The 12,092-nt window shown below is 37.1% G+C and carries 10 protein-coding genes and 1 pseudogene; 7 read left to right on the top strand and 4 right to left on the bottom strand.

Annotation, left to right across the window (positions count from 1 at the left end):
* Positions 1-48 precede the first annotated feature (48 nt).
* Complete coding sequence (locus GH808_RS09155; RefSeq protein WP_186842477.1) at positions 49-1,428, bottom strand: hypothetical protein; 1,380 nt, start codon at positions 1,426-1,428, stop codon at positions 49-51.
* 332 nt (positions 1,429-1,760) lie between these two features.
* Here GH808_RS09155 and GH808_RS09150 point away from each other — a divergent pair, with 332 nt between their 5' ends.
* Positions 1,761-2,123 (top strand): hypothetical protein, encoded by a 363-nt coding sequence (locus tag GH808_RS09150; RefSeq protein ID WP_186842476.1) that lies wholly within the window; start codon positions 1,761-1,763, stop codon positions 2,121-2,123.
* 344 nt (positions 2,124-2,467) lie between these two features.
* Here GH808_RS09150 and GH808_RS09145 read toward each other — a convergent pair.
* A pseudogene (locus tag GH808_RS09145) lies at positions 2,468-3,848 on the bottom strand (transposase).
* Positions 3,849-4,015: 167 nt separating this feature from the next.
* Here GH808_RS09145 and GH808_RS09140 point away from each other — a divergent pair.
* The 3 genes from GH808_RS09140 (at position 4,016) to GH808_RS09130 (ending at position 5,828) form a co-directional block, all read left to right on the top strand.
* Positions 4,016-4,330: a DUF960 family protein gene (locus tag GH808_RS09140; protein ID WP_186842475.1), complete on the top strand. Its 315-nt coding sequence runs from the start codon at positions 4,016-4,018 to the stop codon at positions 4,328-4,330.
* Positions 4,331-4,653: 323 nt separating this feature from the next.
* On the top strand, positions 4,654-5,262 hold the full coding sequence (locus GH808_RS09135) for a DUF1643 domain-containing protein (RefSeq protein WP_186842474.1): 609 nt from the start codon (positions 4,654-4,656) through the stop codon (positions 5,260-5,262).
* 107 nt (positions 5,263-5,369) lie between these two features.
* Entirely contained in the window at positions 5,370-5,828 is a 459-nt protein-coding gene (locus GH808_RS09130; RefSeq protein WP_186842473.1) for a JAB domain-containing protein, read from the top strand.
* A 93-nt stretch (positions 5,829-5,921) separates the two neighbouring features.
* On the opposite strand, the gene GH808_RS09125 is transcribed toward GH808_RS09130, so the two are convergent.
* Complete coding sequence (locus GH808_RS09125; RefSeq protein WP_186842472.1) at positions 5,922-6,107, bottom strand: toxin-antitoxin system HicB family antitoxin; 186 nt, start codon at positions 6,105-6,107, stop codon at positions 5,922-5,924.
* 311 nt (positions 6,108-6,418) lie between these two features.
* On the opposite strand from GH808_RS09125, the gene GH808_RS09120 reads away from it, so the two are divergent.
* From GH808_RS09120 to GH808_RS09110, 3 genes are all read left to right on the top strand, one after another.
* The gene (locus tag GH808_RS09120) at positions 6,419-8,701 is read left to right on the top strand and encodes a leucine-rich repeat protein (RefSeq protein WP_186842471.1); all 2,283 of its coding nucleotides are present in this window, start codon (positions 6,419-6,421) and stop codon (positions 8,699-8,701) included.
* A 194-nt stretch (positions 8,702-8,895) separates the two neighbouring features.
* The gene (locus GH808_RS09115) at positions 8,896-10,038 is read left to right on the top strand and encodes an Ig domain-containing protein (RefSeq protein ID WP_186842470.1); all 1,143 of its coding nucleotides are present in this window, start codon (positions 8,896-8,898) and stop codon (positions 10,036-10,038) included.
* Positions 10,039-10,118: 80 nt separating this feature from the next.
* The gene (locus GH808_RS09110; protein WP_186842469.1) at positions 10,119-10,919 is read left to right on the top strand and encodes a chitobiase/beta-hexosaminidase C-terminal domain-containing protein; all 801 of its coding nucleotides are present in this window, start codon (positions 10,119-10,121) and stop codon (positions 10,917-10,919) included.
* A 335-nt stretch (positions 10,920-11,254) separates the two neighbouring features.
* Here GH808_RS09110 and GH808_RS09105 read toward each other — a convergent pair whose 3' ends face one another.
* Positions 11,255-12,040, bottom strand: coding sequence for a sigma-70 family RNA polymerase sigma factor (locus GH808_RS09105; RefSeq protein ID WP_186842468.1), 786 nt, complete (start codon positions 12,038-12,040; stop codon positions 11,255-11,257).
* Positions 12,041-12,092: the final 52 nt, after the last annotated feature.

Genomic DNA, 12,092 nt, shown 5'->3' with positions numbered 1-12,092 from the left:
GTACACTTACTAATTAAAATTATTTGGTCTGCTTTAGCAAGCTAACCTTTACTCCAGGACTCCTGCCCATTTAAGCAATTTTTCATAATCTTCCAAAGTCAAACTTCCAATGAATCTTTCTTTAACTTTTTTAAATCGTTTATTAACGTCATGATTTTCACCCATAGTTTCAACCCCTTCATGAAGTAAATTGAGCATTTTTTTCGGATTATTACCACATAATGCAAACAAGCCATTGTCCTCACTTACGAAATCTACATAGCCCAATTTTGCTTGTTGATAATCGTATTTTGCTAACAGTTCCAACTTTTGAGGACTCATAAATTTTAAAGCATCAATTTCAAAAGGATCCAATGTGTTTTCACCATTTTCATCAGTTTTATTTAGCTCGTTTTTTGTGTTCATCTCCTCTGTTGGTTCCCCAAAGCAAATCTGAAAATCAGGATGTCTTTCTTGATAGTCTTTAAAAATTACAGTCCTTCGTTCTTCAAGAAATGTTCTTCTATAATGCAAATTCCAGTCAAAGATTGCGTCTTTTAAAAATTCTTGTAATGTTTCGAGCAATATTAATCGGTCTGCCCGAAATAATTCCATCCTCGATACGATATCAATAGTACTCAATTGATTCTTTTGATCAATTAATTCTTTACGAACCACTGTCAAGCTCTCATCAATATCGTAAATTTTCGCAAGGTTTTTAACCCCCTCAAAAGTAGGATCTTCTGCAAATGAACGAATTTGTCTTCTCATGGTAGCGATGTTGAGACCATTAATAGCCATTATTTCAGGTACCGTTTTTTCGATTAATCTTTTTAAACAGTTTTCTATTTTGTTTTGAAGTGATACTATTTCTATGTAAAACACTTTATACTTATCATATTGAATTTTCAGCTCATCAAAATCTGCTTGAATTTTACTCTCGTACTCTGTCCCCTTATAATGCAGAAGCAAACGTTCATAAACGGATTCAAAAAATAAAATCTTCTCTCTGTATTCTATCTGTGAAATTTTTTTTAAGTTAAATTTTTTTCGAAAATCGGAAAAGTTGATCTCTCCATATTGTTTTTCTATTTCCTCCTTATCCCCCGTTTTTTTCTTTGAAATTCCCCTGCTCCCCTTTTCAGATAAAAATGTTTTAAGCAATTCTTCAAACAATTCAGGATAATAATATTTTTCATTTTGTTTATATTTCAAATGATCAATTTTAAGATTCCTGAAAATCTTTTCAATAGCTTCGCGATACATCTCTTTTTTCCCTGCTAACATATCATCAAAGTTTTCAGCGATCTTTTTACTGCTTTTTTCCTTTTTTAGGTCATATTCTTCTTTTATTAATGAACGATTTTCTTTAATCATGTCATTAATAATGTCGCTTCTTTTTACTTTTTTCTCAAGAGCTTTCATCGTTGCTTGATTTTCGTCACTCATTTATTCTACTCCTCGGATTCGTCAATTTTTTCAAACCATTTTTTAAATAAAAACGCAGAACTCCAGTTCAGTTCATTCCATTATATCTACTGTATTTGAACCTATCAATAAAAATATATTATCTGTAGAACAATAGAGCGATTAGTCGCTAGCAACTTTTTTATTTCAGTTTTCCAGCATCCCTTGCTTCCCAATTCTGAATAACTGGGATCCTAGGGAAGCTGAAAAATTCAAAATTTAAAAAAGTTCATGCAATTTTTTAGGTTCCGAATTAAACCATCATTTTAAATATATATTATTTTCTTGAACGAAATATACGAAAGGAATTTTTTATGTATCAGTTAATCAATATTTCAAATCGTTTAGACGAAGCTTGTATTCGTTTTTGTGCACTCCCCAATGAAGTGCAGATTTTTATCACTGATGTTCTCTCAACCCTTGACGAAAGTTATGGTTCCAAACGAGATCCGATACGTGATCTTGGCGGTTATGTGATCGGTATCGAAAACCCTGCTGATTTCCAGCGCATCATTCAAATGACCGCCATTAATTTGGACACTGCTATTTGTGAGCTTGTTGATCTTATCAAAGGTTATTACTGTTGTCTGGTTCTTTTAGGGAGTGATTATGCGTTGTATTTTATTATTCCGGAGTCCATTACTCCAAAGAACATTCAAAACCAAATGGAGATTTAATTCAAACTGCAAACACCCCTGGCAATACAATAATTAATTGGGATGCCAGGGAAGCTGGAAAATTAGGTTTATTTATCATCAGACTGAGCGATCAGTCTATTTTTTAGGTAATTGCGAAATGAAAAAGATTTGGAGCTCAGAAAATTCGGTGGTAAGAGCCAGACAGAATTCGTGAAGTCGGAAGGAAACGGAACAACAAAACAATTAAAATGTTGAAGAAGATGAAAAAAGAGCGCAAAAATAAAAGCTGGGCAAAGAAGATAAAGAGTCCAACTAGGCAACGAGTGGTTTAAGACTGCGTAAGTACTGATGCTGATGAATATTATCGGAAAGAATTGCAGTAATCAGCTGGGTAATTCCGGCCAACAGCAAATCGGCGTGAAGTGTCTTGGCATTTTGAGTTTTACGGTTGGCCAGACAGAAACTGTCTTTGAAGTGATTGATGGATTGCTCAACGACGCCCCGGATCTTATAGATTCGAGCCCATTCGAGTGTCCCACGAAGGGTTCCGGGGTAGGCCCGAAGATTCTTTTCAGGGTAGACGTAAAACATCCGACCACAGGAAGACGAAGTACAGGGATTTTCACAGAAACACTGACGTTTAGCTTTCCCGGCTTCCTGTTTGATCCATTTTGTTTTGGGACAGGTGAATTTAAACCGAACCAGGCCGTTCTTTCGTTTGGCCCGCCCTTCAGATTTCATGGGAAGTGACGGATCGTTTGGACAACAGGGAATGCCATCTGCATTAACCGGACAATCCGGATAGGAAAGTTTACCACGCTGATTCAATGGAATGAAAGCTTTTTCAAATTTCAGTTCCCCAAGGAGAGACTGATAAATCGCAGAACTGTCAAAAGCAGCATCACCAATGAAAAGTTTGGGGACAATCAGCGGGTGCTTTTTAAAGAAGTCTGAAAGAACCGGAATCAGGGCTTTGGTATCATGAAGCGATTTGTCCTCATCGGGAGAATCTGATTTTTTCTCGACAGAAATCTCCGGATGATCAGCCAGAAAATTCGCATCATAGAAAGTGATATCCCGGACAATGCCAAGGCCATTGGTAATGATGCCGAATTTGTAGACGTAACAGAAATGACCATTAATGTAGAGCTGTTTGATTTCCGGATTGGATTTCGCGTGCGTGGGCATTGAGCCGTAAGCCGCCTTATAGGGATCATAGGCGTCATCAAGCTGGTGGGATTTTTTGAATGCTTTGAGCTGCTTAATAATTTTATTGGCAAATTTGGGATTGTTTTCAGTGACGTAGGCTTCAATTCCGGAGGTATCAAAAATGGTCATCATTGCTTTATCGGCATCAATTTTCTGGCAGATCGGCTCAGTCACATCAACAAGACGATGAAAGAGCGATTGTAAGTCCAACAGGTATGTTTTTTTGAAACGGGTCAGTTGTGACGCATGGGGTACCCGGTTAAAACCGCAAAAATCGCGGAGTTCTCTGGAAAACTTGAGAAACGTAATCAGGAGTGTATCCGTGGGGATGGAAAAAATCCGCTGCAGGATCAGCGCCCAGAGAATCGAACAAAGATCAAAATCCCGATGTCGGCCATGCGCGCGGTAATAATGCTGATAAAAAGAATGCGGAATCAACGCGTGAAGATTCAGATTCTCTTCCAGTAGCGAAAGAAAGTGATGTTTGTCACTTTCAAAAAAATGAGTGCAATCAGAATAAATTTCAGCCAAAGAAAGCTGTTTTTGTGATAAAATAGTCATGATATAACTCCTTTCAGGTTGATAGATTTGTTTTTTAGCAACTCAATTTTATCACAATCTGGTGAGGAGTTATATTTTTTTATGTCAGAAATATCCCGTTATTATGCGGGCTGTGGCGTTTTGCAAACGCCTAAGTCTATTTTTATTTAGGAGGTTTTACGATGGCATTTAACAATCCCGGCTACATGACCCGGGGATTCCAGACTGAGGTTCCCATTGAGACCCAGCTGATGATTTATGATTGTTTGGAAAAAGCCAAACGATCTTTAACAGTGATGGATTATCTCCAGGTTTTTAAGTTGGATAAGGTCTCATCCAATGGTTCTTATTGTCAACGTGTGGTTCACTCTCAGGAAGTTCCGCCTTTTGAAAAAACCGTCTATCTCACCCTTCCGGAAGACCGGATTATCACAACCAAGATTTATGTTATTGACGATGGTGATCATCACACATTTTTGCTGGCATCGGAATACTGATGCTTTTAAATCATGAAAGGGGGTTATTTTATGTGGTATGTTGTCGGATTCTTCGGAACCTTAGCGGTGATTGTCACTCTTGATCATATTCTAAGTGCCGAAACCGCTTGAATCAAAAGTGATTTTCAATTGATAGGCTCATGGGTTGCCTTGGTTAACCCAAATATTTTTCATGAGGAGAAATGATGTTTATGTTTGCAACCATTGCCGCATTTAGTGCGGTTGAATTTTTTGAAGGAGCTGTGGCTGCCATTGCCCTGTACGTTGCTACCAAACCGACTGTTCGACGACCCAGAACGACTAAGAAATAATGGGAGGAAAAAATGAAATCTGAAAAAATCGTTATTAAAGCGGAATCACTTTTCTCGGATGATGGTGTTCATCGCTACAATCTCAGGAAAGAATGGGATAAGGTATTACCAACTGCTACGGTCATTTCCATCTCACCTAGCGGTCTGTCTAATGTATCGACTGATTTAACCACCCAGCTCATTACTAATAACGTTGAATCCCTGGGCTTTGGTTCATTTGAATTGTTAAACCTTTATTCAAAGGTGGGTGTGGATGTGAAGAAGATTAAAGATCCTGCTGGATTATGGGATGAGACAACGGATGCCTGTATTAAGGCCAGTTGTGATAAAACCTTTAAAAGTGACAATGGCAAGATTATCTTTGCCTGGGGAAAACTGGCTGAAAATAATAAGAAGCATGGGGAGCGTGAAAAGCAGGTATTGTCACTGTTATCGATCTATTTTGAAAAGGTCTATTGCATTAAAGATTATGGAATTCGTCACTTTCTCCATCCCTTAACCCCCAGTGTCAGAAATGAATGGGTACTGGAGTCATGGAAGGATTACCGTGGTTACAAAACTGAAGAATTGAAAGCCATTGATGAACGGGAACAGAAAAAGTTAATCAGTTCGACTGTATAATCTTCTATTATCATGGAGATTTATTTCTTCTAACAATTGATAAGCCCTAATCTCTTGTGATTGAGATTAGGGCTATTATTTTTTTAACTCAGAAAGGAAATTCTAATATGTCAAAAGAAACATCTGCAAAACGCATCAATGTCATTTCACTTAAAATGATCAAAGAAGGCAGTATCCTTTATGATGTACGACGATTGACAACACCTTCGGAAGCAGCTGGGTTGGGCAAACGATTCTTGGAAGACCTGGATCGTGAACAAGTTTTGGTCTGTTGCCTGGATAACAAAAATCAGCCGGTTTCGATCACGATTGTTAGTACCGGGACACTTAACAGCTCACTGGTTCATCCCAGAGAAGTATTTAAAACTGCTATTCTGTCAAATGCTGCCGGTATTATCCTTTTTCACAATCATCCTTCAGGAGATCCTGAACCGTCCCAGGAAGACATTAATATCACTACTCGTATTAAAGACGCTGGTAAAATCATGGGTATTGAACTGTTGGATCACATCATTATCGGTTCAGATGATTCATTTTGTAGCCTGAAGGAAAGAAACCACATATAAAACGAAAAAAATTGTTATTCTTTTGCAAAAGACAAATTCTGTCCAGGGTGTTTTTGTATACTAATCTTATCAAAATGGATCTTTGGCAACATGCTATGATTGTTGACCTTTATCTATCGGATCATCCGCTAAGTCTTTTAGCGCATATTCACAGCATTGTACAATTAACTGATTCAGCGATATATCCTTATCACTGGCAACTATTTCCAGTCGTTTAACCAATTCTTCCGGCAAGCGTATGGTCTTATTGATGGTTACCGGTTTTTTGACAACAAACATCTGGGTAACCTCCTTATTTCTTTTATGACCATTGTACGTGTAAATTGACTAGACTGATATACGCCATTTTTGCAATCTATTATGCAAGTCTATTTAGGTTGCATTCAGATTTTTATTGCTATATAATGTCATTGTATTACTCTTCATTTCTATGATATAATTTCTTTTAATCCAACATAGTTCGATAAAAAATGAGTTTGTTTTCCATTTTTCATGTGATATTGCTAATAATCTGTTATCTTTACGGGATTCAGTTTAATAACAATCGCTCTAATATAGATTTATTAAATTTTAAATGAGAGAGGTAGAAAATGAAAAGAAAGATTAGAAATGGAATAAGTATATTTATCATACTTATTTCACTATTTGCTGCAATTCCATCAGGAGTTTTGGCCGAGGATATCTCAACTGAGGATGAAAACGTTTTACTTGAAACAAATACTGCAACACAAGCTGAAACTGAAATACAGCAAAGTGACGTTAACCAGATAACTGACTCCGAAGCTGATCAAGCAGACCAGGTGAATACAAGTGGAGTTTCGATTGAAGTCACTCTTTCTGAAACCGGTAGTTTGAAATCTGATGTTAGTAAAAAAATGATTTCGATGGGGATTTCTAAATATGAACAAATCACATCACTTAAAATTAATGCTGGACCTGGCGTAAAAGTTACCACTGGTTTTATCCATGATACACTTGTTAATCTTAGAAAAATAGATCTTTCAAATGTAACTGAAACTAGTGTTACATCATTTCAAAGATGTGAAAACTTAGAAGAAGTCATTTTCCAGGATGGCGCAATCTTGAGTGAGGAGATGTTTGAAAACTGTACCTCACTTAAATCTATTGATTTATCAAACGTTAATCCAAATTTAGGTAAAGGTTTATTTTATAACTGTTCAAGTTTAGAAGAGGTTACGTTACCCTATGGTGCCACACTTAGCTATGATGCTTTCGGCAATTGCACATCTCTTAAATCAATAGACTTAACTAATGTTAATCCGTTAATTAGATCTAGGGCTTTTGAAAACTGCACAAATTTGGAAAAGGTTGTTTTGCCCCAAAATACAGTGTTAACAGGTGATACATTTAACAATTGCGTTAAACTTGATGATCTTAATTTTGAAGCAATCGCATCATTTGATCATTGGGATACGATTGTCCGTAACTGTGCTTTTGATTTTACGCAGGGTTATCCTGTTTCAACCTGGACAGATGCGCTTGTAATCCAAACAAATTTTGGACAAATACCTAAAGTATACTTTTCATTAGAAAAAAATACTTATCAAATAAATGTCGGTGATTCTTTTACTCTTCCTAAACCAATATTCAAAACGAAATCTGGAACAAACTATAGTGATTTAGAAAAATACAAAAACCTATATGATTCATGGTTGGATCAGGATACAAGCTATTTAAATAAAATGACTTATAAAACAACGATCAAGCATGAAGGACAGGCCGTCAACTCGATTGATACTTCAATCCCTGGCAATTATGAAATCACATATAACCTTTTGAGTACTACTAATGCCGATTGTCATACCCTTACTTGTAATGTAACGGTAATTCCAGGTTATTCAATTAGCAAATTCACTGCTGATAAACCCTCTGGCCAAGTCACTAATTCTGCCATTAATTTGACAGCAGCAGCGACGGCTGGTGAAGCCCCTTATCAATACAAATTTTATTATCGTTTAAACAATTCTACCGTTGTTCTAAAAGATTTTTCTTCTGTAAATACGGCCACTTTCAAACCAACGACTGCTGGCACATATTCACTCTTTGTTGACGCTAAAGACAACAGTGGCAAAACATGTACAAAAAACATCTCTGATTATGTCATTAAAAACGATGTACCAGAGAACATCAGTTGTTCATACCGAACCCATGTACAAAATGTTGGCTGGCAAGATTGGAAAACTGATGGCACTATGAGTGGTACTTCAGCCCAAGGTTTACGTTTGGAAGGGATTGAAATCAAACTTGACAATCAAGGAAATGATCTTGGTGTTGAGTATAGTACACACATTCAAAACATTGGCTGGCAAGATTTTAAATCCAATGGAACGATGAGTGGCACATCTGGCCAGGGGCTCCGGTTAGAAGCTATCAAAATTAATCTAACTGGTAATGATGCTGATAAATTTGATATTTATTACCGAGTTCATGCCCAAAATGTTGGTTGGTTGGACTGGGCTTCTAATGGTGCTGAATCGGGTACTGCCGGTTTAGGCTATCGTTTGGAAGGAATTGAAATCAAAGTCACTCCCAAAGGTGATCCTGCTCCTGGTGCAACAGCTAATCCATTTATCAAATCTAAGTTATTGATGATTCAAGATGAATTAGAAGGAACTTGGATTTCTGAAGCTTCGTATGTCAAATATGTTCTTATTGAAAATCATTATACTGAATACATTGACAATAGAACGCCACGTTCAGGATCTTATTCATTAATAGAAAAGCCTGATGGTAAAATTGTTATTGACTTTGATTGTTATAGTGCTCCCATTTACTCTGATATAACTGATGCTGAATCACTTTCTGATGGAGTGATTACCATAGCCAATTTCAAATTTTATCGTTCTAAATAAAATCAATCAAAATCAAATTATTATTAACTCACCGCTGTTGAAAATTACTCAGATTTTTTCAAACCTTAACATTGACCATTAGTCCGTCCATCACATATCTTTATTTTTTATGAGATGTCATTTTTAGCCTTAGGGTTCATTTGAAATAGGCATCTCTTATATATAAATAATTCTAACGAGAGAGGTAAAAAAAAATGAAAAAGAAAATCCAAAACGGAGTGAGTATATTAGTTATGCTAATTCTACTATTTACTGTCATTCCTATGGGTGTAATGGCAGAAAATCAAGTTGTTAATAATGATAGTCAAACTGTCAATGCTACAACTGTTCCCAATTGCACCTATAGAACTCATGTTGAAAACATTGGCTGGCAAGACTGGAAATCTAATGGCACGATGAGTGGCACTTCCGGTCAAGGTCTGCGATTAGAAGGGATTGAAATCAAGCTTAACAATCAAGGTTATGATTTAAATGTTGAATACAGTACCCACATTCAAAATATCGGCTGGCAAGATTTTAAATCAAATGGAGTGATGAGTGGCACTTCTGGACAAGGTCTGCGGTTGGAAGCAATCAAAATTAATCTTACTGGTAATGATGCCGAACTATTTGATATTTATTACCGAGTTCATGCGCAAAATGTTGGTTGGTTGGACTGGGCTTCTAATGGCGCTGAATCAGGCACCGCTGGTTATGGCTACCGTTTGGAAGGAATCGAAATCAAAATTGTACCCAAAGGTAATCCTGCACCTGGAGCAACAGCTAATCCATTCAAAGAGAATATAGAAGCTCCTTACTCGCCGATTTTACAGGAATATCGCACTGCAGAAGCTAATGGCTTTTCTAGTGAAGTTTTAAAAAGTCTGCCCGATGTAAATAAAGAGCTTTATTTGAGCAGCTACAAGACCAAGTTGTACTATATTGTTGAAGATATTTCTGGTGATTCCTCACCTGAATTAGTAATTGCTATGTATAATCCCAAATATCATAATAGTGTTCATCCAAATGATTTTCAGATATATGATGTATACAGATTAAATAATGGCACAACTGAACGAATATTTGATATTTACACTATGGGTTATCGCGCAATTTATACGATTTGTGAGAATCAAATAATTAGATGCTATGGAAGCGGTGGCATAAGTGCTCACGCCGATACATTTTATAAACTCAATGAAAATACCACAGCCACTGTCCAAACGGTTAAATATGAGAAACCTTATTATATTTTAAATGATGCCAAAAATCTAAATCGCACGATTACAAAAGATGCAGCCGATAAAATCATCAATAGCTACATCCCTAGAAGCGATTTACAATGGATTGAATTGTAGAAATATTTGTATAAGGAATTTGCAAGACTTTGATTGAGTTTCAAACGAGCTAAACACTGTATTTGAAAGGATAACAACAAATGGATGAAAATGCTGACAAAAATAATTTATCTGATCCCCATAGTGGTGATACCATCTCACCAACCAAAAAAAGCAAGCGACTTATAATTATCGGTTTATGTGTTGTACTGGTAATTGTATTGGCAGGCGGATTAACCTATGCCGCCTCATCAAACATCATAACTATGCCCTTTTCGACTGTTGAGGTAACTGCTCCCACAATAACATCAGTTGCAAATGCTGACGCTTCTTCCACCGTTACCGTCAATAACCCAAATACTTTTGGTACGATTTATTATACGATCGATGGAAGCGATCCTTTGACCAACTCAAAAAAGTATGAATCACCAATCACCATCAGTACAACAACCACTTTAAAGGCAAGAGTAATCGATGAAAAGAACAATCTGTCTGATATTACAAGTCAGCAATTCACAATTGTGGAAAAAGTTGTCGAGACACCCGTAACAGTAGCACCTGCCCCTGCCCCTACTCCTACTACTTATGGTAGCGATGCTGAAATTATGGAATCTATTGCCGGTCAATGGACAGATGGCAAGAATTCTATCTATTTCGAATCCGTCAATAAGGTATCTCATGATTGTCCAATCCAATTTAAAGACATACGCGACGGCATGACTGGAACCTACGGTATTATGAATGTCTCAGGCAACATTCTAAGTATTAAAATTTATAATCAAAAAAATGGTGGCATCACTATTGATAATACTTTTACTATCGATATTGGAACACCTGGAGATGGCATTATTACGATCTGGGGTAACCCATGGACTTATGTGAGCGATGCTCCAATATTTTAGAAACCCAATAATCTAACCTAATAAGAAAAAGATCGTATCAACTTCCAAAAACAGAGATTGATACGATCTTCTTTTTTTTACAAACAAAAAAACCTGCTACTTATAACGTAACAGGTTCTATCTAACATCATATTTGATGCGTAGTTCATGGTGGCGGAGAAGGAGGGATTTGAATTATTACGACGCTGAAAAACGGCATGAAACCGTCATTAATCAAATATCATAGAATCCCATTATATAGCCTTTTTCGCACAACCCCGTATGTTTTATCCATGCCGTTCAAAATTCTCTAAGGGGTAATTTTAGGGGTCAAAGCATCAGTTTAGGGGTCAAATTTAATGACCCCTATTTACCAACATCTTTTCCATTTGCATTCTTTCCCAGGCATAATAAGCCGGGTCTTTATACTCAAGTCGTGACAGACTCTCCATCCGTGAAGAAAAGCCATATTCAAACATATATTTCCGTTTCAATGTGTGACCGGCGCTTGAGCTTCTAATACGCCTGATCCCCGACTTTACCCATTCGCTTGCCGTGTTGAGTGGCGCACCATAAGCGTCACCAATCTCTTGATAAGTGTGTGATCTACCTGTCAGGCCATACTTTAAAATAATGGCGTTCCTGGGCTTATCGTCCACATTAAACACACGATTCAATACATCAAACAGATCTCGGTGAAGTATTTCCTGATCCATGGTACAAATAAGGTTGTGGAAATCATTAACAGCGGCTGGATCTTCAATCATATCCAGATAAGTCATGCTTTCCGATCCTGGTAAGAAACTGTCAGCACTGATCACTTGAGCCATGGCCCCGCTGGTATCACTTCTTTTCTCCCAGGGGGTAGAAACCCTCAAACCTCTGGAAATATAACCCATGATCGCCTTGCTGGCATACGATGAGAACTTAAAACCCATATAAGGATCGAAATGCTTCACGGCTTCCATTAACCCCATATATCCGATCTGTTCCAGATCTTCCCGATCAAGGTAGGATGATTCAAGGCTGTTATAAAACGAATTGACAACCATATAAACCAGACCTTTATTATTGACCACAATATCATTCATGGCTTCCTTATCGCCATCCTGATAGGCTTTTACCAGTTCTTCATTGGTCATGATCAAACCTCCATTTTAAAAAGGGTGTCGCATTGCGTTACACCCCTCACAC

This window comes from Acetobacterium fimetarium (assembly GCF_014284475.1).
In the GTDB taxonomy this organism is placed as follows: Bacteria; Bacillota; Clostridia; order Eubacteriales; family Eubacteriaceae; genus Acetobacterium; species Acetobacterium fimetarium.
This window is presented reverse-complemented; position numbering and strand designations above follow the sequence as displayed.

Coding starts and splice junctions, on each gene's coding strand:
- GH808_RS09150 (WP_186842476.1), top strand. CDS start 1,761: ATGTATCAGTTAATCAATATTTCAAATCGTTTAGACGAAGCTTGTATT.
- GH808_RS09105 (WP_186842468.1), bottom strand. CDS start 12,040: ATGACCAATGAAGAACTGGTAAAAGCCTATCAGGATGGCGATAAGGAA.
- GH808_RS09125 (WP_186842472.1), bottom strand. CDS start 6,107: ATGTTTGTTGTCAAAAAACCGGTAACCATCAATAAGACCATACGCTTG.
- GH808_RS09155 (WP_186842477.1), bottom strand. CDS start 1,428: ATGAGTGACGAAAATCAAGCAACGATGAAAGCTCTTGAGAAAAAAGTA.
- GH808_RS09115 (WP_186842470.1), top strand. CDS start 8,896: ATGAAAAAGAAAATCCAAAACGGAGTGAGTATATTAGTTATGCTAATT.
- GH808_RS09110 (WP_186842469.1), top strand. CDS start 10,119: ATGGATGAAAATGCTGACAAAAATAATTTATCTGATCCCCATAGTGGT.
- GH808_RS09135 (WP_186842474.1), top strand. CDS start 4,654: ATGAAATCTGAAAAAATCGTTATTAAAGCGGAATCACTTTTCTCGGAT.
- GH808_RS09130 (WP_186842473.1), top strand. CDS start 5,370: ATGTCAAAAGAAACATCTGCAAAACGCATCAATGTCATTTCACTTAAA.
- GH808_RS09140 (WP_186842475.1), top strand. CDS start 4,016: ATGGCATTTAACAATCCCGGCTACATGACCCGGGGATTCCAGACTGAG.
- GH808_RS09120 (WP_186842471.1), top strand. CDS start 6,419: ATGAAAAGAAAGATTAGAAATGGAATAAGTATATTTATCATACTTATT.